This is a genomic window from Nostoc sp., assembly GCF_036917555.1.
Taxonomy (GTDB): domain Bacteria; phylum Cyanobacteriota; class Cyanobacteriia; order Cyanobacteriales; family Nostocaceae; genus Nostoc.
Genome location: NZ_JBALDD010000067.1, coordinates 31,284 through 57,959, shown reverse-complemented (window position 1 = coordinate 57,959; position 26,676 = coordinate 31,284). Strand labels below are relative to the sequence as shown.

The window sequence follows — 26,676 nt, the reverse complement described above, 5'->3', positions numbered from 1 at the left end:
AAAACGTCCGGATATTCCTATGTTTATTGTCTAGTTGTTTGGCGCTTGGCACGGCTGCGCCGCGCCCTCGCTTGTGACAGTTGCGTAAGTCCTGTCACTCTTTCATACCTGAGTATTCAAATTCAGGTATGAATCATTTTTTTTGATGATTTTGATAAAAAATGATATTGGCTAGTATTGATACTTTCTTTTAAAGTGAAATGAGTAATTGGAAATATACGTATAAGATATTACTCATGAAAAAAATTAATCCTGTTCCAGAAATAGTTGGTGAAACAACTGACGTGGAATCTTGGCTGATGCGAGCGGGGCTAAGATTTTCCGACTTAGGTGATGATGCCGCAAGTATTGCAATCCGTAGGCAATGGCGAGAATACCAAGCCGCAGTTCACAGATGCTGTGTAACCCTACATCAACCACCATCACGCGTTCAACTAAGCGGCGACTATGCCAGCTTGAGAATACCTGGTGGGGCATCAACCAATTGTGCGATCGCCTGTCGAGTCGTCCCCAGTCCTTAGACTAATAATCCTGTTGCACGCCGTTTACTACTGGCTTAACTTGTGAAAATGGATCGGTGCCACCACCCCAGTTAAAATCACTAATTCGGATGCTGAAGCCGCCTAACTCCAGCACCGGATTGTAACGTAAGGTGATGCCATAGGTGCGACGGCTATATTCTAAAATGTAATCGGTGCTAGTTTCTTTACCAGTATCCAAGTTAACAGATGTTTGAAAGCCTAAGCGAAAAGGGCCGTAAATTTGCTGTGATATCCCAGCACTCAACACTTTGTTATCAACAGAGCGATCAAACAAAAAGGGTGATAATCCGCTGTTTAAGCCTTGAGAGTAACTAATATTAAAGGCGGTATAGTCGAAAAAAGGTCGAGAAAAATGACCAATTTGCCCTTGTAAGCCGATTGTAGCAGTTAGGGTGCTTTGATTATCACCATTGGTGTAATAACTGGTAGTGCCTGTGAGGCTAGAGATCGCTTGCAAGTAAGGAACTACAGGGGTAGCCGTGTATCGTAATCCCTCAGTGGGAGTAGGTGGTAATGGTTTTCCCTGCCACAGCAACAGCCCTCTACTGAGGGTAGCACTGCCTTGTAAACGACCAAGTGAAATGCGATCGTTTTCCCGCACTGGTTCTAGCAAGTCTTGGCGATCGGTGTTGGCATCAATATACTGGGCACTTGCCTGGTAGTTGAGGTTGATGCCACTTTTTCCTAAAGGAATCACCGGAGAGGTAATAATGCCGCCAAAACTGCTCTGGACAGTTTGAAAACCCAGAGTACCGTTGTAGAGACGATCGCGGTAGTTGTATTGCACATTCAATATGTGGGGAAGAGAAGTCCCTAATGTCTGGCGCAATCCTAAATTCACTCGCAAATTTTCTTCCACGTTGTTCAAGTTAAAACTAGTTAACTCCGCAGTTCCCTGAATTATCCTCCGTGGACTCAACACAGAATTTATCTTGGTCTTCACACCAAACAATGCGCCTAAGTCACCCGTGCCTTCTTGCACAGCTCTTTGTAATAATAACTGGGGCGTGATCGTCCAGCGTGTCTGCTCTGTATCGATTACTGGAAAGCCACGCTCAATATACAAACCACCCCGATCTTCTCCATCGTAGCCGGGGGAGACTATTGCAGGTGTAACGTCCCGCTCTCTGCGGTCAATAGTACGCTCATTCAGCGGAATTGGTAAAGAGATTGTTTGATCCAATACCAAACGCTGTCGCTGTGTCCTAATGCGGTCTACCAAGGGTGATTCTCGCGTTAAAGTTACTTTATCTGCGCGTAATTCTAATTCAGGGGGCGAAAAAGGATCGTTGGTGATGCGGACATTGCTTGCTTGCCAGCCTTGCGGATAAAAGTCAATTTGTTCAGCTTCAAACCTGAGCCGATTGACTGCACCCCCTGCTTTCGGTGGCGGGATGTTGCTAGCATCTGACTGACCACCAAATGTCACATCAATTCCTCCAGGGCTACTCACACCGGAAACAGGTTGATTGGCTCTAATGCGATCGCTGGGCGGACGTTTTGAAACTCCCCCAGCACTTACAGCCGTGGGTGAAAAAGCAAAATCTGTTTGTGCTGAGGGTACGTAAATTTCTCCTCTACCATTTTCCAGTTCCCCACGATCTTGAACGAAGTTATAGGTAAAGCGTTGTCCACGCAGTATCTGATCGCCCCGTGTTAAGGTGACGTTGCCTTCACCCGCAGCGATCAAGTTGTCCAAATTAACTTGTAAGCGATCGGCATCCACCACCGCCCCATCAAATCGCACGATTACATTACCTACAGCTGTAATAATTCGCTGTTTCTCGTCATACTCTTGCCGATCTGAAGTGACTTCTACAATTCTTTGTCCATCTGGCGGTGTGGTAGCTGGCGCAGTTGTACCAGATGGTTGAGCTTGTGGCTGAGTGGTATTTACCTGTGGTGTAGGCGTTGGTACTTGGCTTTGTTGCTGGACTTGAGACTTAAATTCTACAGTGATGGGTACTGAGACTTGGTTTGTGGGCTTACGAGACTTGAATGTGATGAAATTTTGTACTGATTGAGAACTCGGTGCTAGATCGGCAGCAGATACAGAGATATTGTCTTGTTTTAAAGACTGTTGTGTAGTAATATCACGTTGCTGTTTTTGCTGGATTAACTTCTCAGCTAAAATTTCTGCTTTGGATTTGCCTAACTTGTTGCTGTTTGTGACAGTTGGGGCAATTTGAAGAGGGCGCGGAGATTGGGCGACAAGGGGACTTGGAGAAACTTTATAGCTAAAGCTAGAAGAGTCCAAAAAGGTTGGTTTTTCTCCACCATTAGAATTTGGATTTAGCGTAGACGCAAAGCGGCTTGTCGTCAGACATCGCTGACTGAGTTTTTGAAAAGGTTCATCTTTTGCGTCTTGGTCTGAAGCCTCCGCTCCGACTTTTCTTTGCAAGGCTGCGGCTTCTCTTTGCATCTCCCGTTTCCGCAGTGCCGACATCAAAAGAAGTTCCGAGTGGCGGGGTTCGACACTGGGACTTGTCTTTGTGTCTTCTTTAACTTGGCGATTAGAGGTTGTAACCTCTTGCATGGGATAACTAACAACCAGCGGCTGCCCCAAAAGCCCAGCAGTTGCAGAACCGGGGAGTGGGGAACTTTCTGGTGGAAAGGTTTCTGGTGAATGAGCTGCAGAATAAGTTTCAGCAACTACCAAGTCATCTTGAGTTGAGCTGATTGGAGTTGACAATAAAGGATCGCTCTTGGTGTTACCCGAAATTGCCAACTGAGCCAAATTCTTGGGCTGCTTGGATTTCTCTGTCTTTTCGTATATTCCAGTATCTACACCTGAAAGAAACTTTGTATGACTAGCAGATGAGGCGGGATTTACAGATTGTAAAGATTCAACGATAGGAGGTGGATTGGGTGGCAGAACTGGATGAAGCATAAGTGAGCAAAATCGGGCTAACAAACAGCCAAATGACAAAGGGAAGGATTAAACATACATTTTGCCTTCCGACTGTCGCCTTCTGCTACCTACAGCAAGCTACTTGGAGAAAGAAACTTACTAAATTTTCGCTTAGTAAGTTTCCGTGGCGTTTAGTATTTTCCGCCTTCCAAAGTCGCGGATGATTTATCGCCCTTTTACTCTAAGTCCCGACGGCCGGGGTTACGAGCTGGATCGTTCGACAAAAATCCGAAGATGAAGATAGTTACGAAGAAGGCAACAACAATATAAACAGCGATTTTTAAAGTCAGCATAGAAATATCTCCAACGGGTAAAACAAAGAAAGCTTTTCTTTCAGTATCTGCAATGCAGAAAAGATAGCTACTTTATATTACCCAAATCTCGTCCCTTTTTTAGAAGACTCTGGGGACTCAGGACTAGCAATGTTTACCCTACGGTTATTGATAATGTACAAGATGTCAGTTGTCTGACTTGTAGATGCCCTTAAGAAAGTAACTCAGAGACGTTTACCCTTGTGACGTTGACTGATGGCAAAGGTTTCCCAAAAAAGGCAACAGCTTACAGGGGATAGTTACTATTCTCCATGCCTTTCAGCAGTGCTGAGTGCTGTTAGCGGATAGCTAGGGTTGAGCCAGTGCTGAGTAAGGAATGGGCAGTGGGAGACGAGGAAGCAAGGGATCATACAACTCTTGGAGAGGCTGCGCCAACGACTGCGCTCAGTAACCGGGGGAGCAAAGGAGAAGTTGCAGTAAGTTTTTCCCCTCTGCCCAATGCCCACTTGCCCTGAGCAAAGCCGAAGAGATGCCCAATGCCCCATGCCCTATTTCTCAACTTGAAGCTTTGCTATATCTTTGCCAATTCGGTTTTTGATTACTCGTGCAGGTATGCCGACAGCAACAGAAAAAGCAGGAATATCTCTATTAACAACTGCTCCCGCACCAATAACACTGCCTTTGCCAATAGTAACGCCATCTAATACGGTTACTCCATGTCCTAGCCAACAATCATCCTCAATCACAATTCCCTTGCGAGTAACACCTTGGTATTTAATCAGCTCCATCGGCTTGGCAAAATTATGATTATTGGCATATATCCCTGAATGGGCAGCAATCATGCAGTGTTTACCAATTTTAATGTCTCCTGGCCCCTCAATACACACGTTGGGAGCAATGAAGGTGTCTTCATCAATATGTATATACGTATCTTCTAAAGACCCGATATCAACGTTACGCTCAATCGCAACTCTATCTCCTAGATGAATTCTATTATTTTTGTGTCCTCTCGCATCCATTCGTACACCCTTGAAAATATATACTCCTGCGCCGATCTCAATACAACAAGTACCGTTAAATTCAACACCATTTTGAATATACACTGGGCTGTCTATTTGGGCAAAAATACTACGATATCCTAAATTACGCAACTTTGGGCCGAGAAGAAGTGTCGGAATATCTCCTAATGCTGTAGTTACTAAAAGTTCTTGCACGCGCTGCAATTTGGAAAAATATTGCTCGTTCTGCATGGCTACATATCTCTTTAATCAATTGTTGTTGGCAGTGTTTAAAGTTGTTTTGGCTGTATCCTAATCTTCTGCCAATACCAATAGCCGATGTGTGTATTAATACATGACCTAAAGTAGCAGGATCACCAAAATTCCCCAAGATTTTTAGATGGTTTTCCAATATTTGAAAAACCAGAGTCTAGCTTTGACTATGCAAGCAATTCTTGAGGCTAGGTGTGTAGAATTACTCAAGTAATATGCACAATTGTGTTAAGTCGCTAGCAGCTTTTGTACTATATGCACATAAAACTTTGGCTTCTTTTTCACAAAATCAATTAACAAAACAATTTCGGTGCATTGCTGGGTCAAAACTCAGACTCTTAAATTGTCTGATGGAAAATTTGCTGGTTTAGATAGACTACTGTTTTGGTTCTCTGGCAAATTTGAAAAGCTTGCTACCGCTAACAGCACTCCTAAAGCAAATAGGATAGTGTTGTTTGTTTTGAGGCTATATCCTCTCAAGCGGTTTTAGTCTTTTGAAACAATTCAGTTTCACAAGCTATTTTGCAACAAAAAATACATTTAACTAGACTATATTCAAAGTTTAGATAAAATTTCTGCCTAGCATAACAATGTAATTATTGTTGGATTTTTCTGGGTATTTTTGCCCAAATAAAATCCAATTAAGGTGGATTATCTCCCACATCAGCCATCACATTGAAGTTAACCATCGGTGCAAACAAGTAAGCGCTTCCCCGACTGCTATGACGGCTTTCTTGCAACGAATTTCTAGAGTATGCTGCTCCAATCATGTTGCACACGGATGATTTACAGACTAGCCAATTCACGTTTGTAATGACATGAATGGTTTTTAATAACAATTGTTTTTAACGATAACACATTTTATTTTTAGTGGAACACTCTCATGAAATAAGTTTATTTCCAGGTTTCTTGGTGATGATAATGGTGGAAATAAGTTAACTTTTTTACTAGAGCGATGCCTACGGTTCTTGCTAGCCTACGCTACTTTTAAATATTTTTATACACTTAGATAAAATCCATTGAGGAGGGAGATTTTAAAAATGCTGTCAGCGGTTATTGGCATTTTTGTGTATATTTATATCGTTGCTGGTAAAAGTAATTTTATGATTGGGCGTTCAACTTAGGATGATATCTACTATACTTGTGACACCTTCTTCGTTAAAAAGCCAAATTAACTCAAAATATTCCTTTTGTCCACATACTTACTATCTAAAATATTGTAAATCACCCATTCGGGTGAGCCAAGAGGGTGATGTGTGCTTGGTACTACTCGTTATAAATTTTATTTAAAGAAATCTAAAACGTAGCTTAGTTTCGAGGATAAATCTACAAAAAAACATCTAATTTCCCAAATTGAGGTATTGGTTTTAACTCACACACTTGGTTCAAATTATGGCTTTAATTAAAGAAATTGTACAAGAAGCTCTAACTATCGGCTATCTGAGTGTTGTAGCCGAAGATCAACTGCGATCGCAACTTCAAAGTAGTTATGACTCAGAAGACCTAGATGCCTGGATCATTTTACAGCGAGCTATTGCAGCAGGTGATGTAAAACAAGAGTTGCGCCGCAAAAAAGCTTTCCCCTCTGCTAAAGCTAAGGACACTTCATCGAGTATCAAACTTGCTTATCAAATGGCAGCAGAACTCGCTTATGCAGCAGCTGTAGCTCTGACAATGACAAAAAATACTAAAGATCAGCCTTCACTAGGTGCATAAAATAACACTGTTATAAGTTATTTTCCTGATTTAGTGCAAATATTTCATACCAAGTAGTTAGCGTAGGCTAGCAAAAACTGCAAGATCCTTTTCTTGATTAACTGCTTGGTAGGGCTTTCATCCGATTATTTATGGGGTTTCCCTTCTGCCTCCTAGCTTGAAAGTGCTGTACATAAATAGCGGGGCGTTGAGCCAGTGCTGTATATGGATAGCAGGGCGTTGAGCCAGTGCTGAGTAAAAATCCCAGTCTTTAGAAGAATTTCATCCAAGGCTTTTGAAACTCGTTTCATCGGGATTGCCTTCTTTCACAGCGCAATTTTATTAAAAAATAATTAAAAAATTTCACTCTACTGGACACAGCTATGGGGAATTTTTACCCTCAGCCAAGAATCTCGAATTGATCCCCGCAAGCAATACTAAAATAAATATAAATTATTTATTCAAAACTAAATTTTTTTTAAGTGATACATACCAGTCAATGATTAAATTTTAATATACCAAGTACATGGCTCAGAGTCAGGCATAGAATTAGAAACACCTTGGTGTAAACTTTAGCAACGAGGTTAAAAATAATTCTCAATGCTTAACAAAGTCATCGCTTTTTCACAAAGTACAGTATAAAGAATTGGCAACATTGGTAAAGAGAGTAAACAATAACCATAGCTAAACTTGGAGTTTTGCCAACCTATGCAGCCAATTCGCACATTTAACGTATCCCCTTCACTACCGCCGCGACTCGAACCACTACGGCGGCTGGCATATAACTTGCACTGGGACTGGAACGTTGATACTAAAGATTTATTTCGTCGCTTAGACTCTGACCTGTGGGAGTCTAGCCATCATAACCCAGTGTTAATGTTGGGTACAATCTCTCAATCGCGGCTTCTGGAAGTTGTCGAAGATGAAGGCTTTTTAGCGCAAATGGATCGAGCTGACCGTCAGTTAGACGATTATTTGCAAGAGCGCACCTGGTATCAGAAACAACGGGAGCAGAAACCCAAAGAATGCTACGCCTATTTTTCAGCAGAATTTGGACTTGTAGATTGTTTGCCCGTTTATTCTGGAGGTTTGGGCGTTCTGGCGGGGGATCACCTCAAATCTGCCAGTGACTTGGGGCTACCGCTTGTCGGAGTAGGTTTGCTCTATCAGCAAGGCTACTTTGCCCAGTATCTCAATGCCGATGGTTGGCAGCAGGAACGCTACCTGCTCAACGATTTCTATAATATGCCCTTGCATCTAGAGCGCAATGTTGATGGTTCAGAACTGCGGATTGCGGTAGATTATCCCGGACGCAAGGTATATGCCAGAGTTTGGCGCGTACAAGTAGGAACAGTTCCCTTGTATCTGCTGGACACTAACATTGAACCGAACAACACTTACGACCACGACATCACAGATCAGCTGTACGGTGGCGACATCGATATGCGTATCCACCAGGAAATCATGCTGGGGATCGGTGGTGTGCAAATGCTCAAAGCCTTGGGGCTGAAAGTTACCGCTTACCACATGAATGAAGGCCATGCTGCCTTCTCTGCCCTAGAACGCATCCGCTTGCTGATTCAGGAAGAGGGACTGAATTATGTCCAAGCTAAACAGGTGGTGGCTTCCAGCAATATCTTTACCACCCACACGCCAGTACCAGCAGGGATTGATTTGTTCGCTCCCGAAAAAATGTTGTACTACTTGGGGTACTATGCAGAGATATTTGGGTTGCCCAAAGAGCAATTTTTAGGACTGGGGCGTGAAAATACAGGCGATTTATCTGGGCCTTTCAGTATGGCGGTGCTGGCGCTGAAAATGGCAACATTTTCTAACGGTGTCGCACAACTCCACGGTGTGGTGTCACGGCAAATGTTCCAAGGCTTGTGGAAGAATGTACCAGTAGAAGAAGTACCGATCGCCGCAATTACTAACGGTGTCCATGCTCGGAGTTGTGTGGCAAAATCGACTCAAGAATTGTACGATCGCTACCTTGGCCCAAATTGGTCATCAGCACCACCAGATAGCCCATTGTGGGAGCGGATGGACGCCATACCTGATGAAGAATTGTGGCGCAATCATGAGCGCTGCCGCTTAGATATGATTTTGTATGTGCGGGAGCATTTAGTTAAGCATTTGACCGATCGTGGTGCTTCTGCCTCCGAAATTGTCCAAGCTCAAGAAGTTTTAGATCCTTACGCTTTCACCATTGGCTTTGCCCGTCGCTTTGCCACCTACAAACGCGCTACCCTCTGGATGCGCGATTTGGATCGCATTAAGCGGCTTCTGCTGGCTAACAAAGACCGGAAAGTACAATTTGTGATTGCTGGGAAGGCACATCCCAAAGATATTCCCGGTAAAGAACTCATCCGTGAGATCAATCACTTTATCCGCGAACAGCATTTAGAAAAACAGGTAGTGTTTGTTCCCAATTACGACATTCACATCTCCCGGTTAATGGTTGCGGGTTGCGATATCTGGTTAAATACACCGCGTCGTCCACGGGAAGCCTCTGGTACTAGTGGCATGAAAGCCGCAATGAATGGATTGCCAAATTTAAGTGTGCTAGATGGCTGGTGGGATGAAGCTGATTACGTCCGCACAGGCTGGGCGATTGGACATGGAGAGAATTACGACGATCCTAACTACCAAGATGAAGTAGAAGCAAATGCTCTCTACGAGTTGTTAGAGAAGGAAGTTGTACCGCTATTTTATGATCACCGGGATACTGATGGTTTGCCCCGTCCGTGGGTTGCCAAAATGAAGGATGCAATTCGATTGAATTGTCCCTTCTTTAATACAGCGCGGATGGTAGGAGAATATGCCCAAAGGGCTTATTTCCCGGCTAGCGATCGCTATCATACCCTGACTGTTGATAACTATGCCCCAGCCAAAGAACTAGCCGCTTGGAAAGAAAAACTGGGCGAACACTGGTTCAACATCAAAATCAAAGATATTGACGTATCAGCAGCTTCAGACATTGAGGTTAACCAAACCGTTGCTGTCAAAGCCAAGGTTGACTTGGCAACTTTGACCAATAATGATGTGCAGGTGGAGTTATATCAAGGTGCGATCGATGCCAATGGTGAGATTGTCAACGCTGTGCCAGTGGTGATGGATTACCAAGGGGAAGATGGACAACAATTGAGTATTTACACGGGTAATATCACCTATACCGCTTCTGGTTTGCAAGGTTTGTCTTTGCGTGTATTGCCGAAAAATAAAAATCTGGCTAATCCTTATGAACCAAGGTTAATTGCTTGGGCAGAATCAGAGTAGTGAGTAGTTATTGAATACTCAAAACGAGGCGTTGCTAATTTAAGTTTAGCAACGCCTTTTATTGTGTGATGCAGTCATGCCTCAAAAATAATTATTGCTAGAATGATGAGGAGTTATAAGGAAAATGTGATTTGACTGGGATAATCACTGAACAAGGCAAAAGAAAAAAAATAAAATGGTTTGAAGCCTCTAAATTTATTTATGGGGATTATATTTTTACTTTTTTAAAAGTCAGCTTCTTAAGCTTTGATCTGCGCTTTGCAGCCAGAAGTACTAATGTCTGCGATCGCAGATTTCTTGGTTTATAAACGTTATATCAATCTGTAATAGCCTTCAATAAGATTGACTATCAAAGGACTAATAGTATACAAACAAAATATTTTTACGTAAATTTATCAGCAAATAATGTGAAGAATATGCAAAGATGCATCTTGAAGCAAAAATATCTAAGTAAATACAGTAGTATATAGTAAATTTGGGATTATTTAGATGTTCTCTATTCTCAAGATAGACATATACATAAAATTGCTTACAAGGAGGTTATAAAAATCTTTTTTCTGAGCGAAAATTAAATATTTTCTCTTCTAGTAAGACTTAGACACTGGCAAGAAACCAAATACCAAATATAAATTTTAGGCATTCAATTGTGAGATTTTTTAATTATCCTTGTCCACTGATTTTTACTGAACAAAAATAATTAATTTAGCCTACCTAAAATGACCGATTATCTTGAATACACACGCTTATTAGTTTGTACAGTGCTTAAGGCTTAGATAGTTTTCAGATAGATTAGATAGTGTCACATGAAAGCCATTCTTTGGATGAATCTTTAAGAAACATTAGTGTTACTTAAGGGTGAGGTACAACTATGGCAAAAACTTAAAACATTGGTTAATTTTTGTGCCCCAAAATAGCAATAAACTCCATGTTGAGAACTGAAGTTACTGAAAAGCTAGATTTAGGTAGATAAAAGTTATGGCAAATATCATTGGAACCAACGGTAATGATGCTCTAATGGGTAATTCTAGTTCTTACCCAGACATAATTAATGGTAAAGCAGGCAACGACACCCTAAATGGTGCCGGTGGCAACGGCACCCTAACTGGTGGCGGTGGCAATGATGAATTTGTTTATTACTATTATTACGACGCCACCAATGATATCATCACCGATTTTGGTGGTGTAGGTAAAGGAACAAACCCAGCAGCAGCAGTCATTGCTGAAGTAGATACTCTAAATTTCCAGGGCGATGGCTTAACTGCCCAAAATATGCTGCTAACCCAGAATGGCAACAATCTGGAAATTACCTTTGCAAACTACTTTAACCACTTTGATGATGAGGTTAAGCCTAAAGTCATCCTGCAAAACTTTGCCTTGGAAAACCTGGATAACCTCAGTAAATCTACTGGAGCCACTGTAGACTTGGGTAATATCCTGTTTGATGGGCAAACTAGTGTCATTGACAGTTTTGATGTGTTTGATGCAAATTCCAGTCAAGCTAACCTGTTCAATAAGAACACTGTTACTTTTTTGAATGACCTCAATAACAATATTACAGGTTTTGACAACTCTAATGATGTGATCAATAGTCAGGGGGGTAATGACAAAATTGACGGCTTGAGTGGCAATGACCTTTTGAGAGGTGGTGCCGGGAATGATACTCTCATTGGTGGTGTGGGCAATGACACTCTCATCGATGGTGAGGACAATAACCTGATCTCTGGTGGCGATGGAAATGATTATCTCTCCGTTTCTGGTGACTACCACGAGCAACGAGGAGGCTCAATTGCATTTGGCAATCCTACCTTTGGCAATAATACCCTCAACGGTGGTGTTGGTAACGATACCTTGGACGCTAGTTATTCAACAGGGAATAACACTCTCAACGGTGATATTGGTGACGATACCTTGAATGCTAATTATTCAACAGGTAATAATCTGCTTTCTGGTGGCGCTGGTAACGATTATCTCTCCGTTTCTGGCGTCCACTATGACCCATTTATTTTTAGTAGATTTTATGGCACAGGCAATAACACCCTCAATGGTGGTGCTGATGACGATATCTTGGATGCTAATTATACAACAGGTAATAACACTCTCAATGGTGATGCTGGTAACGATACCTTGGATATTAGTTATACAACAGGTAATAACATTCTCAACGGTGATAGCGGTAATGATTACTTGAATGTTAACAACTCAAAAGGCAATAATTTACTCTTTGGAGGCGATGGCAACGATACCTTCTCTGGGGGCATCTCTGGGGGCGGTAGTGCCTACGATCAGAACAATCTGGGCGTTTCTGGCAAAGATACGATCGATGGGGGTAAAGGTGATGATTTATTGTCTTTCGATTACGCCTATTCCGATGACACCTATGTTGGCGAAAGAATCACTTCGACATTCAATGCTACTACTAACATTGGATCAATTACAGCAGGCACGAATCTGGTTATCTACAAAAATATCGAACGATTAGATATCAGAGGTACAGCTTACGATGACAACATTGTGGGGAGTAGTGGCAACGATACGCTCTCTGGGGGCTACTATAGTGGTAATGACACCCTGATAGGTGGGAACGGTACTGATACCTTTACTATCTATAATTACGGCAAAGGTGTTGATACTATTTATGACTTCAACGCTACTGATGAATTGATTCAGCTAGCAGTTTATGGGTTTGGAAATCGCTTATCAATAGGTTCACTTTCAGCAAGTCAGTTTACAATCGGAACATCTGCAACCACTAGTGAAGAACGATTTATTTACAACAGCGCTACAGGTGCATTGTTCTTTGACCAAGATGGTAGTGCATCTGGGTTTACTCAGGTACAATTTGCACAACTATCTGCTGGATTGTCACTAACCAATAACAATTTTGTGGTGTTTTAATCCTGATTAGCGCTCTGCCATTACCAGGCAATACGGTTTGCGGAATGCTATTTTTAGCATCAGCAAGGACTCTAAAGCAGCATACACGAAGCCTTTGCTCAAATTCTTTGAGGGATGACAATGTAGCCAGTGGTGCGATCGCCAAGTACCAAATTACGTTGTTCTCCCCAATACCACCAGTATGCAGCAACATAAGCGCAAATTAGGCTATCTAGTTTATCTTCAGTTGCTTTGAGGGCTGCGCCTGTGGTGGGGATTTCGGAAGTAAACAAACCGCAGAGGCAAGAGAGGCGCAGAGGAGGAGAGAAATAGGGGAGGATATCGAGAAGATAATTTTGGAGTTTAATTAGTTCTAGACGGCGCCCATTAAGGCGTCCTTTTTTATATTTGAGGATGCGTTCTAAGTTAAATAGGTTAACAATTGCTGGGTGGGGAAAGACTTCTATTTGATATCTGCTGAGTTTTTGCGGTTCAATGGTGGGGGCGTGTGCAAAACCGCGTGATTCCAATTCTAAACCAAAATTGATGGTGCGCTCTGCGAAGGGTAGGTTTTGATTAGCTGGGTAGCATCCTGCATGATATTTACCAAAGTATTTGTGGCTGAGTTTATCGGGGAGGCGACTCCCGTTAGCGTTGGGTATAAGGGTAGGTGCATCTACGGCAATAATGGCTGGTTCGTCTGCTTGTACGCTTTGATCGATCCAGATAAGGATGTCTGCAATAGCATCTTTGCGGTCTAGATCGAGTAATTGTAGTTGTCCATCTATCCATTCTAAACAGCACAATCCGCTTGGTTGTGATCGCCAGCCTAAATCAATGCCAATAAATTTCATGGTTATAACACGAATTTGCGATTATTTTCGCATTTTCGGGCAACCATTTACCTAAATTTACTTGCTAAAAGTTGTGATAAATAATCTTATAATCTTAAGCAGTTTGTCTTAATTTACTTTATCTGGCAATAAGTTAATCAAGATTATTCCAATGAAAATTTTATTTTTACATCCCAATTTTCCCTCACAATTTCGCAACTTAGCGACAGCTTTAGGTAAAGATCCTAATTGTCAAGTCGTCTTTGGGACAAATCGTCGGGAAGGGGAAATACCTGGCGTTTTTAAAGCTATTTATACTCCTTCTCGTGAAGCGGCACCTCAAACTCACCACTACGTTCGCAACCTGGAAAATGCTGTTATCACAGCACAGGCTGTCTATCGCGTGGCAGAAAAATTAAAGGCTGAGGGTTTCGTTCCAAATATAGTTTATGGTCATTCTGGTTGGGGGCCAACTTTATTTATGAAAGATGTTTTCCCCAAAGCAGAATTATTGTGTTATTTCGAGTGGTTTTACCATGCTCACGGTTCAGATGCAGATTTTGATCCTAACGATCCGCTGAATGTTGATGATGAATGCCGTATCCGCGTGAAAAATGCACCTATTTTAACTGATTTATATAGCTGCGATCGCGGTCTTTCTCCAACTAATTGGCAGCGTCAGCAGTTTCCCAAAGAATATCATAGCAAACTCACTGTAATTCATGATGGTATTGATACCAAATATTTTGTTCCCAAACCAGGTGCAAAGTTAGTTTTACCAAGAATAAATCTGGATCTTTCTCATGTGGAAGAGTTGGTAACTTATGTGGGACGGGGAATGGAACCTTATAGAGGTTTTCCGCAGTTTATGGAAACGGTAGCGTTAATTCAGCAGCAACGACCTAAGTGCCATGTAGTAGTTGTGGGAGAAGATCGGGTTGCTTATGGTAAAAATCTGCCCGATGGCCAGACTTATAAACAATTAATGCTAGAAAAATTATCTCTGGATTTATCGAGGCTGCACTTTACAGATAGACTTCCTTACAATGAGTACCTTCAGGTTTTGCAAGCTTCTTCTGCCCATGTTTATTTAACCCGTCCTTTTGTATTATCCTGGTCAATGTTAGAAGTAATGGCAGCAGGATGTTTACTAATAGCTTCTAAAACTCCGCCAGTCTTAGAGGTTGTACAGGATGGAGTGAATGGACTGCTGGTAGATTTCTTTTCTCCCCAGAATATTGCTAATCGGGTTGAAGAGGCGCTGAATCATCCTCAAGCAATGAAAGCAATTCGTGCGAATGCACGAGAGACAATTCTGAAGCGTTATGATTTGGCGAAACTGTTACCACAGCATTTGCAATGGATGTTCGCTGGGAAAAATTCTGACAGTTTGAAAAAGCGTCCAAGTTATAAAGGATTTGGCAGAAATTAGATAACATTTGTCATTGGTCATTGGTCACTTGCATAAATATTTTTACTTTCACACAAAAGTGTGAATAAAAAGCTGAAAATAACGCTTTCGTAATAAATATATTAATTATTAGTTATTGCTCAATAACTAATGACAAATGACAAATGACAAATGACAAATAAATACAGAAGTGATATTGAAAATGCGAATTATTTTTACTATTGCCCATTTTTTCAAACCTAGCAATGAAGGTCGTCATGCTTCCCAACGCAAAGACCTACAACCCCGTTTGGAGGCATTAACTAAAAGTATTACCGCTTTACACCAATTATTTGGCAAATCTCAAAGTATTATCAACATTGCTCAACGAGTAGCTTTTCCTGCTAATCAGCTGCAGTCTCACGAACTAGATATTGTTATTTGTACAACTCAAGATAATCATCTTCTCAATCAGCTTTCTTTACCATCTCATATATATAGGCATCATTCTACCAATGCAGAACCTTTACTTTTAGGGTTTGAGTGCCAAGCTGTTCTGCAAAGTTGTCTCGGCCAGTATGATTATTACTGCTTTCTTGAAGATGACTTAATTATCCATGATCCTTGGTTTTTTATAAAATTAAACTGGTTTACCCAACAAGCAGGTGATTTAAATTTGCTCCAGCCAAATCGTTATGAAGTCTCTCTCTACGGTTTGGTTAACAAAGCTTATATTGATGGAAATTTGGCTTTACGAGTAACTGCTCCTTTTCAAAATGTGCAGGAGCAACAGGAACTCAATGGTGCAATTATGAATGCACCAATTACCTTTCGTCGTGCCCTCAATCCTCACGCAGGCTGCTACTTTTTAAATGCAAATCAAATGGCTCACTGGGCTAATCAAACCTATTTTCTTGACCGAGATATTAGTTTTGTTGGGCCTCTAGAAAGTGCTGCCACTTTAGGAATTATGAAAACATTCAAAATTTACAAAACCTCGTCAGAGCAAGCAAGCTTTTTGGAGATTCAGCACTTTGGAACTGGATTTCTGGGGCTAATTGGAGGACAGGTGGGTTTGGCAGATAGGTAAATCGAATTTAAGAGTTTGGCTGAATGATTATCGTTAACTCAATTGCAAACGGCTAGAGTATTTTTTGTCAAACCAATTACCAAGCTAGCTTAACTTGATACTTGGTAATCATTAAGATCGTAAGTGACTAAAATAGCATATTCAATATTACTCTGAGCAATCAACAAGGACTCAAATGGATATTTGTGATAAAGAGTAAATTTTCCAAGGCTAAGACATGATTAAGAGTAACAGGTAATATTTCCAAAGCATTGATTTTTTTGTTGACTTTTAATTAGTTCAGCATTTATTTGTGATCAGTTTAGATACAACCCTAATACACAGATGCTCTCGCTATCACTATGACAAGAAAAAAATAGTGACTTATATTTAGATAAATAAAAAAAAATATCTAAGTTATTGCAACTAATTTTCATTTATTATTGATGACAATATCAAGAATAAATAGCTTTAGCAATAGCCTATTTATAGTAATTTACTATCTAAAAAGTATATTTCATCAGATAAACTTATTTTAAGTATATATTTAGATAGATGACATTCCCCACAAGGTTTTCAGAATCTCTCTGGAGAGAGTGATGAAAGAGGGTTAAGTAAGTAGATGCGAAAAAACTAAACTAGTAAAGATATGCTTGGTGGACTGCATATACTGATGGATAGACTTTACAGACGACAAGGCTCATTAAATTAACAACTGTGGAGAATAATAACCTTACGCGATATGCGACTTATTCTTAAAATCCCTCTCTAAACCTCTCCCCCACTCCTAAGAGGCTTTGATTTTTGCTCCCCTTTCCTACCAGGGAAGGGGTTGGGGGTTAGATTTGAGAGAAAGTTGCACATAGTGTAACCTTGGTTCATGATTGTGATACTCTATACTTTTTTGTCTATTCTCTCACTTATCACTATCTTAATTGCTACTTTAACATCTATCAAAAGTTAGAAATTTTTAAAAAATTTTAAGATTGATAGTTTTTCATCTTATTGATAAGAATTCTCTATTAATACTGGCTTGCTAAATTGTATAGGTCAGCATTATTGTTAAGCATTAAGAGGTACTAAAAACCTTGCCATCCTTCGGAAAAATTTAAATTTAGCACTGAGGAAGTAAAAATGGTGTTTTTTAGGAATCACCAATAGTGCTTTAAATTGATGATGCTTGTGAAGCATTTATTGATACTGCATTGAATTTAAAAGAAGAAGATTATATGATTGTAAGCATTAAAAATAAATCAAGTTTTATAACTATTACTACCGCTACTATTACTCTAATTGCAATAGGTTATTATTTTGCAGAAACTGAATGGAAGATCGTTGAGTTCCTGCGCTTTTTTGTAGGAATAATTTTACTTTGGATACCTCTGGGTGCTTTGTCCTATTTATTGTTAAAGCGACAAGTACAAGAGCCTATAGTCCGTTTTACATTCAGTGCGATCGCCAGTTATTCACTGACAACTTTTATTTATTTTGCTTTAACTGTATTCAATCTTGAGCTATTGTTTTATATTGGAATAATTGTAATTTTTCTTGGGTTGATAATTTATTTAATTCGTAAAAAATTTTGGTTGAATATTCATATTAACCACCTTAGCTGGAGGCAGTTTGATTGGGTACTCATTTTATTAATTGCAGCGAGTTTAGTAGTCAATATTCCCTACCAAAGAACCTGGGAGTATAACCCCACAACTAATACTTATAAATCGCCACTAGATGTTGATTATCATTACTTTATAAGTTTAGCCTACGAATTGGCTAGACACGTACCACCTTTACAACAATTTAACAGAGCAGGAATACCTGATTCTCCATATCACATGTTTCCTCATCTCACAACCGTGTTGCTCTCGCGGTTCACAGGTCAGACGGATATGTTGCGGGTACAAATTATTTATCATAACATCATTATCGCAATTGGGATGTGTCTGGCACTGTACAGCATCGTCAAAATATTGACCAGCAGTAAGGTCGCCGGATATCTAGCAACAGCAACAATGTATATTACAGCTATCTCATATCCACCTTTGATGGCAACCGAGTTTGAATTTGGTTATTTTACTTTGTTTCCCCATGTTTCTAGTGGAATAGAGCCAGCTATTTTAATTTCACCACAAATGTATAGTGGAATATTAGTCGCTTATGGAATTCTTTTGGGGGTTTTGCTAATTTCTATTCGTTGTTATAGAAAACAACCTGTTGATATAGTTCTGATTATTACCGCAATCATGGTAGTAGCAACAAGCCGTTTTCGGATTCATGTATTTTTGCCAATGCTGCCAGGTTTTGTGTTACTGGTAGCCTACGGCTGGAAACGCACTAGTCAAAGAGTATACCTTGTTGCTGCTGGTCTTGCTGTAGCTTTAAGTTTACTAATTTATTTGGAAATGCAATCTCCTATTTATCTAAGTTCTACTACGAGTTTAAGCTTAGGCTTGAATAGTTTAAGTAATCCTCAAGAATGGCCGTATAGGTTTATTAATGAATGGCCATTTTCTACAAAAATTCATGACTTATTAAGCGGTTTTATTCGTAATTCGACAGTATTTAAATGGGTCTGGCAAATACTATCTATATGTACTTATGTTGCCTTGAGCATGATAGGTATTCCTTTGCTCATTATCACTAGCATTTACCTGTTTTGCCAACCAGCACGTCAAGAATTTCTCCTTTTTAGGAGCTTGATTGTGTGGATGACAGTTGTGTCAACTCTAGGTGCAACGTGTCTAAAATTGAGTGATTATAATGATTTCCCACTTGCGGGAGAACTACTTGGGCTAATAAGATGGTATCCATTTTTATTAATGATTCCTGGACTTTATCAGGTTTACCAGTTTTTGCAGCCTCATATATCCTTAACTAGACCAACGCAGATTAGTTTAGTAGTCGCTTTTGTCGTAATAAATCTGGCTGCTCAACAGCTTGCTAGACCTAGTATTTTAATGACTTCGCTGTATTCTGAGGCAGCCACAGTAAATGCTAATGAACGAATGGCTCTTACTTACATTCATGACAATACGCCACAAAATTCTGTAACTTTAACGGATAAGTATCTAAAAGACCGAAATTTTGTATTAACCAGTATTACCGGGAGGGCAACTTATCTACAAAAGGATTATGACGATATAAGCGAGCTAATATTGAAAAAATTTCCCTCGGAGAATCGAGAGCAAGTTATTAAAGACTTATGGGCAACATCTCAATCAGAGGAATTTTGCCGACTCCTGATAGCAACTCCAGCGACTAATCTTATCGAGTATTCAACTCATCCCTTACTGGTAAATGACCCAGCCTGTATACAGCTTATTTGGGAAAGCTCTAATCAAACTATTCCAGTTTCATCTGAAAAGGTAACTATCTGGAAAATCAATCGTTAACGAGGAAAAAATATATGGAAATGATGAGTTTTTATTGAATTAAGCTTATGCGTTATCCTTCCAAAAGATTTGTAAAGTTTCTGATAGTAGGGGGTATTAATACACTTTTTGGTTACTCAATATTTGCTTTGTTAATTTTGCTAAAATTCTCCTATAAAAATGCAGCTCTCATATCAACTATATGTGGGACATTGTTTAACTTTAAAACTACCGGAGTCATCGTTTTTAAAAATAAAAATAACACTCTAATTTTTAAATTTATAGGAGTTTATGCTATTATCTACTTCCTACAAATATTGTTACTAAAACAATTAATAGCTTACAAAATTAATATTTTTTTAGCAGAAACTTTAATTTTACTTTCTCTCGCATTAGGAGCATATACATTAAATAAAATATTTGTTTTTCCCAAATCTCAACCAAGAAAAATGTGAATGCTCAATATAGCGTCTGCAAAAATTAAAAATTACGGAGGATTTAACATTGGCTTATATTTCTGTTGTCATTCCTGTCTATAAAGCTGAAGGTTGTCTACATGAGCTTTATCAAAGGTTAAAGGCCTCTCTTGAAATTATTACTGAAGACTTTGAGATAATTTTAGTTGAGGATTGTGGAGGCGATCGCTCCTGGGAAATCATAGTAGAATTAGCTAAAAAAGATCCGCGAATTAAAGGGATTCAATTGAGTCGCAACTTTGGTCAACACTATGGTATTACAGCTGGCTTAGATCACTGTAATGCAGAGTGGGTTGTAGTTATGGACTGTGACTTGCAGGATCGTCCTGAAGAAATTCCTCGTTTATATGCTAAAGCACAAGAAGGCTACGATGTAGTAATGGCTAGAAGAGGTAAGCGGAAAGACCCTATTCTTAAACGCTTTACTTCCTGGCTATTCTATAAAATTTTCAACTATCTAGCAGATATTAATTACGATGGGCAAGTTGGAAACTTTCGTATTATTTCTAGGAAAGTTGTACACAGTTTTTGTCTCATACGTGAACAACTAAGAATTTTTGGTGGTCTAATAGACTGGATGGGTTTTGCTACTGCTAGTATTGACGTTCAACATGATAGTCGTCTGACGGGAAAAAGTACATACACTTTTGGTAAGCTGTGGAAACTGGCAAGCGAAATTGTAATTGCTTATTCTGATAAACCTCTCAGATTATCAATAAAGCTTGGTTTTCTAATATCTTTTCTGGCTTTCACATACGGTATTTATATTTTTATTCACGCATTATTTTACGGTTCGACGGTTACAGGTTGGAGTAGCCTGATTGTTTCTTTGTATTTTCTCTGTGGAATTATTATTGCTGTTTTAGGAATCATCGGTGTTTATTTAAATAAAACTTTTAATGAGACTAAAAGAAGACCTCTTTACTTAATTAGAAATTTTACATACGGACTATCAACATCAAATGATTATGTGAATAGTACAGAAATTACTAGTAATTTACATATCTAGATTGTTATGAGCGCAATACTTGAGTAAATAGTTGTTTGATGTTATCAGTTACTTTCCACTGTTGAATTACTTAAAAGAGGCAAGTTAAATAATTATGATGTATCATTTGTATATACTTCTTACGATATTATTTACGGTTTATGGACAAATTATTATAAAATGGCAGATCAATCTGTCGGCAGCAATTCCAAGTGAAATGATTGGAAAAATATATTTTTTTTTGCGTTTACTAATCAACCCTTGGATATTGAGTGCTTTTATTGCTGCTTTTTTAGCTTCTCTTTCATGGATGGCTGCTTTAACTAAATTTACTCTTAGTTATGCCTACCCATTTATGAGTTTGACATTTATTTTGGTAATTTTTCTGAGTTCTATCCTTTTCAAGGAAGCGATCACAATATCAAAAACTATAAGTTTGGGATTAATTATCGCTGGTTTAATTATCGGTACTCGATATAACTAAAAATTTATAAGATAATTCTTAGAATTTACCTAATGAACATACCTTTTAATAAGTCTTCGCTACATCTAAATAAACTCTCCAATAATCTTTAATAAATTAAGCAAAAGATTACCAAGAAAAAAATTACATATATCAAAGGTTGGAATGAAAATTTGCTGTGTCTGTGGCTATAGGTTTGATAGTATGAGTTGGACTTGCCCCTCTTGTTCTCATAAGCCAAAGTTAATTGACGAATATCTGTCATTTGCACCTAAACTTGCAGAAACGATTGACAGTTTCGACCCTAAATTTTTTGCCCAACTTGCTACTCTTGAAGCAAAAAACTTTTGGTTCCGTTCCCGTAACCGTTTGATAATTTGGGCATTACAACGCTACTTTCCTCAAGCCACAACATTCCTAGAAATCGGCTGTGGAACGGGATTTGTTCTCTCAGGAATAGAGAAAGCCTTTCCTGAACTTACTTTGTATGGTAGTGAAATTTTCACCACAGGTTTAGGCTTTGCAAACCAACGACTATGCAGAAGTGAGTTGTTTCAGATGGATGCCCGCAAAATTCCTTTTAAGGATGAATTTTATGTAATTGGTGCTTTTGATGTACTAGAACATATTCAAGAAGATAAAACAGTCTTAGCTGAAATGTATAGAGCTACACAAAAAGGTGGGGGTATTGTATTGACGGTTCCGCAGCATCCTTGGCTCTGGAGTCAAGCTGATGATAATGCTCACCATGCACGTCGTTATCGTGCCCAAGAGTTGAAAACTAAGGTGGATAGAGTTGGATTTACAGTAGTTAGAATGACATCTTTTGTATCATTACTACTACCGTTGATGTTACTATCTCGCTTGCGGCAGCGACGACCTAATCCAAACTATGATGTTATGTCTGAACTCAGAATTAGTGGTGTTCTAAATTTCTTACTGGAAAATATTTTAAATTTAGAATTCATAATGATACGACATGGTATATCTCTTCCATTTGGAGGCTCTTTACTCTTAGTAGCTAAAAAGTTATAAAATAATTTGTGAAATTTATCCAATGAATATACCTTTTAATAAACCATTCGCTACATCTCGAGAAATAGACTATATTCAGCAAGCAATTACTAAGGGTCATCTTTCTGGAAACGGTGATTTTACCAAAAAATGTCATGCTTGGTTAGAATTAAAAATTGGTTGCTGTAAGGCACTATTAACTCATTCTTGCACAGCAGCATTAGAGATGGCAGCTATCCTTGCAGATATCCAGCCTGGAGATAAGGTAATTATGCCGTCCTATACTTTTGTATCTACTGCTAATGCCTTCGTTTTACGTGGCGGTGTCCCAACATTTGTCGATATTCGTCCAGATACGCTGAATATTGATGAATCTAAAATCGAGGCGGCAATCACTTCCAAAACAAAAGCGATAGTACCAGTACATTATGCTGGAGTGGGCTGTGAAATGGACGAGATTATGAAAATTGCCCAACATTACCAGTTATTAATTATTGAGGATGCAGCACAAGGACTAGATGCAACTTACAAAGGGCGCTCGCTAGGAAGTATTGGACATTTGGCAGCTGTTAGCTTCCATGAAACGAAGAATCTGATTTGTGGTGAAGGCGGTGCCTTGTTAGTTAACCATCCAGAATTAATTGAACGCAGTGAGATTGTCTGGGAAAAAGGCACTAACCGCAACCAGTTTTTCCGAGGATTGATAGACAAATACACTTGGGTAGATATTGGTTCATCCTACTTACCTAGTGAGATCAATGCAGCTTTTCTGTGGGCACAAATGGAAGCAATAGAGACTATCACCCAGAAAAGAATGGATATCTGGCAGCAATACCATCAAGCTTTTGTCGATTTAGAAATTCAAGGTAAGGTGCGTCGTCCGCTCATCCCTATAGAATGTCGGCATAATGCTCACATGTATTATTTACTATTACCAAACCTCGAAAGCCGTAATACTTTGATTGAAAAATTGCAGATTTTTGGTATAAATTCTGTCTTCCATTATGTTCCTTTGCATAGTTCCCCAGCTGGGATAAAGTATGGTTGTACTTATGGTTCTATGACTATCACTAATTTATTTAGCGATCGCTTAGTCAGGCTACCACTGTGGGTTGGACTGAATCAAGTATCCGAAATCATTGACATAGTGTATAAAATACTAAGTCATTAAAACTTAATTATTTTTACATTAATAGTTTGTAAGTATTCAGGTCAAAAAAATGAGAAGTATAATTTATTTAAATCCAACCCATTATAACATAGCGATAAGACTCACCTATGGAAAAGGCTTCTACTTTGATTTTTGAAAAAGATTACGAGACAATACGGAGCTGAAACGGCAATGACAAAACAAACTTTAAACGCCAATAAAAACTCTACTATAGCAAAGCGTGTAGGCATAATTCAATCCAGTTACATTCCTTGGAGAGGATATTTTGATTTTATTGACAGTGTAGATTTATTTGTGATCTACGATGATGTTCAATACTCTAAGGGGAGTTGGCGCAATCGCAATCAAGTTAAGACTAAGACAAGTCTTAAGTGGTTGACAGTTCCAGTAATAACCAAGATGGGGCTGACAATCGATCAAGTTTTAATCGCAAAAGATAAACATTGGCAAGATACTCACTATCGTTTGCTCTACGAGTCTTTGGGATCTGCGCCTTTTTTTATGGATATAATCCAGATTTGGGAAGCAGGAATTGCCGCAGAAGATATCACAATTAGCCAACTTAATATCCGGCTAATTAAACTTATCTGCTCCTACTTGCAAATTAGCACTCCTATAGTAATGTCTCATGATTATATTATTTCTGGCAAGAAAACTGAAAGATTAATTCACTTACTCCAGAAATTAGGAGCAAAAGTTTACCTATCAGGACCAACTGCTCAGGGCTATCTAGATGAAAATATGTTCCGTGAGCATGGTATCTTCCTAGAATATAAAACTTATGATTATGACCCCTATCCACAGCTTTGGGGTGATTTTGTTGGTGCTGTTTCAGTGCTTGATCTGATTGCCAATATGGGGCAAGATGCTAGACATTTTTTGAAAAGTAAAACTCCTAATATTATTGTCGTTTAAATCTTAATTAATTAAGATAGAGATATTTATTTGAGGAAAAGACCGTCCAGATTATGATAATATATACCACTTGTATTAATTTTATTTTCAGTCAAGAGTCGAGGTACTAAATTAAGTTTTGCAGGTGAACTAGCACAAAAATTAAATATTATTATTGCTTTTTTCTTTGTTTACAAAATATCAACAAAGATAATCATACAAAGTTGTGATACATAGTATTATTTGCTTTAAACCTAGTCTAGCATTGCTTAGATTCCAAACAATACTAACTTTGGTAACTTGGTATAACTTACCAGAGAAGAGTCTAAAAACTCAAATTTTTTATCCTTAAAAACAGCTTTTTTTGAATGGAGCTTGAAAATGTCTTCAACTTATTTTCGGTTTAGACCAAGACTTTTAAGTATTCGGAGATATTTCCCTATACTGTTAATTTTGGGATTGATGAGTATGTTTTTTGTGACTGGCATAATAGGAATAAATTTTGGATATCACTGGGACGAAATAATTCATTATGATACTGCAAAGTGTTCTCTAAAGTCAGGAATTATTCTTCCATGTATTGATGATCCAGAACTTGCTGATTTTGGGAAGGCTTATTATAACTATCCGTCCTTTATATTTTTGCTAAGTTTAATTTCATACGTCTTATGTGACACATTCCAACATATATTCTTAAATTCACATACACATCTTTCATTCGATATTTATAGGCTTGTAACTCGCCCTGTATTTTTAGGATTATCTTGTTGCAGTGGTTTATGGTTATACTTGTCTCTTTCAAAAACTAATAAAGTTGCTGCAATAATAGCTACAGCTATACAGTTACTTTCATGGGAATTCGCCTATCATTCCAGATGGATAGCACCTGATGCCGTGATGGCTCAATTCTGTGCGCTTTGGTTGATGGCACTAGCAAGATCTGAAAATTCTGTTTATCGGCTTCGGTGGCTCGCTTTCGCAGCTATAGCTGCTGGTGTTGCAACTGCCACAAAATACACTGCTGGTGCATTACTACCTGCTACTATTTTCTTTTCCTGGTTGACAAAATCTCAACCTCTAAAAATAAAAAACTTTCCTGTCAAGACAGCAATTACATCACTAATTTTGTTTTTAGCAACTTTTATCATTATTACTCCTGGGGTGATTTTGCAGCCATTAGAGTTTATCGGAGATGTAAGATATGAGATGATCCATTATAGTTCTACTGACGGTCTTTATTATGGTGTTACTGTAGATGATGTTCACGGTGGAGCCTTGGTATTTGCAGCTCTGTTATGGGAATACATTAGTTTTGCCTTCATTTCTCATATACCTTTGCTTTCATTTCTGCTGATGCTAACTTCATTAGTTGGCTTGACTCATCTATTTAGAACTAAAAGACAAGCTTTGGCTATAACTATTGCTGTTGTTATACTTTTCTATACTTACTATTTTTCCAGTAAAACTGTAATTTTTGTAGTGCGAAACTATCTATTTTTACTTCCGTTAATTGCTTTTTTAATCGGCAATGGAATTGAACAGATGTTTAACCATTCTAGATTGACACGTTTTCTAGTACTTATTTTAATTCTTACCACAATAACCCTAAATTCTTATAATCTTATCGACTCTGCTTTAAGTATTAGTAATAGCAAGAGAAATGACCTAAGTTTTTTAATTTATCAACATATTAAATCACATCCTCATGAGAAGTTTGCTCTTTCAAAAAGCCTCCATAACACTCTTCAATCTGAAAAGTTGCCCAACGTAGTTAAACCAACAGAAGCTGATACTTTTGCTTATCGTGATGAAGATCTTCGTCCATTGATGGAAACAATAAAATTAAACGATTATCCATCCACACATCATAATACTTTTAAATGGTTAGGACCTCGTGAAGTAAATTATAACTACTATAATGTTTGGGCAGGTCGAGATAGGATTTTACTAGTTCCGATGAAAGATGCTAATAGAATGGGCTTAACAAGCGTTTTATCTGAAAATTAGCTACCTGGAAAAAATCTTGCTATTTAGGCAGTAAAGAGAGTGCAGAATACCGAGCTACCTGAGTAATGTTCAGCAGATGCACAATGGTTGTTTGGCATAGCTTGCCGCCGTAGACATCGATAAACGCCTGTGATAGAACTGTCGAGAAACACGATA

At 38.9% G+C, this 26,676-nt stretch carries 19 protein-coding genes; 14 read left to right on the top strand and 5 right to left on the bottom strand.

Annotated features, from left to right (window positions below):
* Positions 1 to 236 precede the first annotated feature (236 nt).
* Positions 237 to 521 (top strand): hypothetical protein, encoded by a 285-nt coding sequence (locus V7K60_RS26925; RefSeq protein WP_334930048.1) that lies wholly within the window; start codon positions 237 to 239, stop codon positions 519 to 521.
* Between the two features lies 1 nt (position 522).
* Here V7K60_RS26925 and V7K60_RS26920 read toward each other — a convergent pair whose 3' ends face one another.
* The 4 genes from V7K60_RS26920 to V7K60_RS26905 form a co-directional block, all read right to left on the bottom strand.
* On the bottom strand, positions 523 to 3,432 hold the full coding sequence (locus V7K60_RS26920) for a DUF3769 domain-containing protein (RefSeq protein ID WP_334930047.1): 2,910 nt from the start codon (positions 3,430 to 3,432) through the stop codon (positions 523 to 525).
* Positions 3,433 to 3,629: 197 nt separating this feature from the next.
* Positions 3,630 to 3,746 carry a photosystem II reaction center protein I gene (locus V7K60_RS26915; protein ID WP_041566417.1) on the bottom strand — a complete coding sequence of 39 codons (117 nt, stop codon included), beginning with the start codon at positions 3,744 to 3,746 and terminating at the stop codon, positions 3,630 to 3,632.
* A gap of 527 nt (positions 3,747 to 4,273) precedes the next feature.
* Positions 4,274 to 4,975, bottom strand: a complete 702-nt coding sequence (locus V7K60_RS26910; RefSeq protein ID WP_334930046.1) for an acyltransferase — start codon at positions 4,973 to 4,975, stop codon at positions 4,274 to 4,276.
* A 662-nt stretch (positions 4,976 to 5,637) separates the two neighbouring features.
* Positions 5,638 to 5,766 carry a hypothetical protein gene (locus V7K60_RS26905; protein WP_256091202.1) on the bottom strand — a complete coding sequence of 43 codons (129 nt, stop codon included), beginning with the start codon at positions 5,764 to 5,766 and terminating at the stop codon, positions 5,638 to 5,640.
* A gap of 622 nt (positions 5,767 to 6,388) precedes the next feature.
* On the opposite strand from V7K60_RS26905, the gene V7K60_RS26900 reads away from it, so the two are divergent.
* The 3 genes from V7K60_RS26900 (at position 6,389) to V7K60_RS26890 (ending at position 12,865) form a co-directional block, all read left to right on the top strand.
* Complete coding sequence (locus V7K60_RS26900; RefSeq protein WP_334930044.1) at positions 6,389 to 6,712, top strand: hypothetical protein; 324 nt, start codon at positions 6,389 to 6,391, stop codon at positions 6,710 to 6,712.
* 687 nt (positions 6,713 to 7,399) lie between these two features.
* Entirely contained in the window at positions 7,400 to 9,970 is a 2,571-nt protein-coding gene (glgP, locus tag V7K60_RS26895) for an alpha-glucan family phosphorylase (protein WP_334930042.1), read from the top strand.
* Between the two features lie 975 nt (positions 9,971 to 10,945).
* Positions 10,946 to 12,865, top strand: coding sequence for a beta strand repeat-containing protein (locus tag V7K60_RS26890; RefSeq protein WP_334930040.1), 1,920 nt, complete (start codon positions 10,946 to 10,948; stop codon positions 12,863 to 12,865).
* A 98-nt stretch (positions 12,866 to 12,963) separates the two neighbouring features.
* Here V7K60_RS26890 and V7K60_RS26885 read toward each other — a convergent pair whose 3' ends face one another.
* Positions 12,964 to 13,698: a DUF429 domain-containing protein gene (locus tag V7K60_RS26885; RefSeq protein WP_334930038.1), complete on the bottom strand. Its 735-nt coding sequence runs from the start codon at positions 13,696 to 13,698 to the stop codon at positions 12,964 to 12,966.
* Positions 13,699 to 13,849: 151 nt separating this feature from the next.
* Between V7K60_RS26885 and V7K60_RS26880 the strand changes: the two genes are divergently transcribed.
* From V7K60_RS26880 to V7K60_RS26835, 10 genes are all read left to right on the top strand, one after another.
* A complete protein-coding gene (locus tag V7K60_RS26880; RefSeq protein ID WP_334930036.1) occupies positions 13,850 to 15,109 on the top strand; it encodes a glycosyltransferase family 4 protein in 1,260 nt (419 codons plus the stop codon).
* A 181-nt stretch (positions 15,110 to 15,290) separates the two neighbouring features.
* Positions 15,291 to 16,157, top strand: coding sequence for a calcium-binding protein (locus V7K60_RS26875; RefSeq protein WP_334930034.1), 867 nt, complete (start codon positions 15,291 to 15,293; stop codon positions 16,155 to 16,157).
* A 1,184-nt stretch (positions 16,158 to 17,341) separates the two neighbouring features.
* Positions 17,342 to 19,528, top strand: a complete 2,187-nt coding sequence (locus V7K60_RS26870) for a hypothetical protein (RefSeq protein WP_334930032.1) — start codon at positions 17,342 to 17,344, stop codon at positions 19,526 to 19,528.
* Positions 19,529 to 19,575: 47 nt separating this feature from the next.
* A complete protein-coding gene (locus V7K60_RS26865) occupies positions 19,576 to 19,962 on the top strand; it encodes a GtrA family protein (RefSeq protein WP_334930030.1) in 387 nt (128 codons plus the stop codon).
* Positions 19,963 to 20,011: 49 nt separating this feature from the next.
* Positions 20,012 to 20,992 (top strand): glycosyltransferase family 2 protein, encoded by a 981-nt coding sequence (locus V7K60_RS26860; RefSeq protein WP_334930028.1) that lies wholly within the window; start codon positions 20,012 to 20,014, stop codon positions 20,990 to 20,992.
* A gap of 196 nt (positions 20,993 to 21,188) precedes the next feature.
* Positions 21,189 to 21,455: an EamA family transporter gene (locus V7K60_RS26855; protein WP_334930026.1), complete on the top strand. Its 267-nt coding sequence runs from the start codon at positions 21,189 to 21,191 to the stop codon at positions 21,453 to 21,455.
* A gap of 183 nt (positions 21,456 to 21,638) precedes the next feature.
* Entirely contained in the window at positions 21,639 to 22,469 is an 831-nt protein-coding gene (locus tag V7K60_RS26850) for a class I SAM-dependent methyltransferase (RefSeq protein WP_334930024.1), read from the top strand.
* 22 nt (positions 22,470 to 22,491) lie between these two features.
* Positions 22,492 to 23,619 carry a dTDP-4-amino-4,6-dideoxygalactose transaminase gene (gene rffA / locus V7K60_RS26845; protein WP_334930022.1) on the top strand — a complete coding sequence of 376 codons (1,128 nt, stop codon included), beginning with the start codon at positions 22,492 to 22,494 and terminating at the stop codon, positions 23,617 to 23,619.
* A gap of 171 nt (positions 23,620 to 23,790) precedes the next feature.
* The gene (locus tag V7K60_RS26840; protein WP_334930020.1) at positions 23,791 to 24,534 is read left to right on the top strand and encodes a WbqC family protein; all 744 of its coding nucleotides are present in this window, start codon (positions 23,791 to 23,793) and stop codon (positions 24,532 to 24,534) included.
* A 456-nt stretch (positions 24,535 to 24,990) separates the two neighbouring features.
* Positions 24,991 to 26,520 (top strand): glycosyltransferase family 39 protein, encoded by a 1,530-nt coding sequence (locus V7K60_RS26835; RefSeq protein ID WP_334930018.1) that lies wholly within the window; start codon positions 24,991 to 24,993, stop codon positions 26,518 to 26,520.
* Positions 26,521 to 26,676: the final 156 nt, after the last annotated feature.

What these genes read in the sequence shown, in the direction of transcription:
- V7K60_RS26925 (WP_334930048.1), top strand. Translation starts at nt 237, where the DNA reads ATGAAAAAAATTAATCCTGTTCCAGAAATAGTTGGTGAAACAACTGAC.
- V7K60_RS26920 (WP_334930047.1), bottom strand. Translation starts at nt 3,432, where the DNA reads ATGCTTCATCCAGTTCTGCCACCCAATCCACCTCCTATCGTTGAATCT.
- V7K60_RS26915 (WP_041566417.1), bottom strand. Translation starts at nt 3,746, where the DNA reads ATGCTGACTTTAAAAATCGCTGTTTATATTGTTGTTGCCTTCTTCGTA.
- V7K60_RS26910 (WP_334930046.1), bottom strand. Translation starts at nt 4,975, where the DNA reads ATGCAGAACGAGCAATATTTTTCCAAATTGCAGCGCGTGCAAGAACTT.
- V7K60_RS26905 (WP_256091202.1), bottom strand. Translation starts at nt 5,766, where the DNA reads ATGATTGGAGCAGCATACTCTAGAAATTCGTTGCAAGAAAGCCGTCAT.
- V7K60_RS26900 (WP_334930044.1), top strand. Translation starts at nt 6,389, where the DNA reads ATGGCTTTAATTAAAGAAATTGTACAAGAAGCTCTAACTATCGGCTAT.
- glgP (WP_334930042.1), top strand. Translation starts at nt 7,400, where the DNA reads ATGCAGCCAATTCGCACATTTAACGTATCCCCTTCACTACCGCCGCGA.
- V7K60_RS26890 (WP_334930040.1), top strand. Translation starts at nt 10,946, where the DNA reads ATGGCAAATATCATTGGAACCAACGGTAATGATGCTCTAATGGGTAAT.
- V7K60_RS26885 (WP_334930038.1), bottom strand. Translation starts at nt 13,698, where the DNA reads ATGAAATTTATTGGCATTGATTTAGGCTGGCGATCACAACCAAGCGGA.
- V7K60_RS26880 (WP_334930036.1), top strand. Translation starts at nt 13,850, where the DNA reads ATGAAAATTTTATTTTTACATCCCAATTTTCCCTCACAATTTCGCAAC.
- V7K60_RS26875 (WP_334930034.1), top strand. Translation starts at nt 15,291, where the DNA reads ATGCGAATTATTTTTACTATTGCCCATTTTTTCAAACCTAGCAATGAA.
- V7K60_RS26865 (WP_334930030.1), top strand. Translation starts at nt 19,576, where the DNA reads ATGCGTTATCCTTCCAAAAGATTTGTAAAGTTTCTGATAGTAGGGGGT.
- V7K60_RS26855 (WP_334930026.1), top strand. Translation starts at nt 21,189, where the DNA reads ATGATTGGAAAAATATATTTTTTTTTGCGTTTACTAATCAACCCTTGG.
- V7K60_RS26850 (WP_334930024.1), top strand. Translation starts at nt 21,639, where the DNA reads ATGAGTTGGACTTGCCCCTCTTGTTCTCATAAGCCAAAGTTAATTGAC.
- rffA (WP_334930022.1), top strand. Translation starts at nt 22,492, where the DNA reads ATGAATATACCTTTTAATAAACCATTCGCTACATCTCGAGAAATAGAC.
- V7K60_RS26840 (WP_334930020.1), top strand. Translation starts at nt 23,791, where the DNA reads ATGACAAAACAAACTTTAAACGCCAATAAAAACTCTACTATAGCAAAG.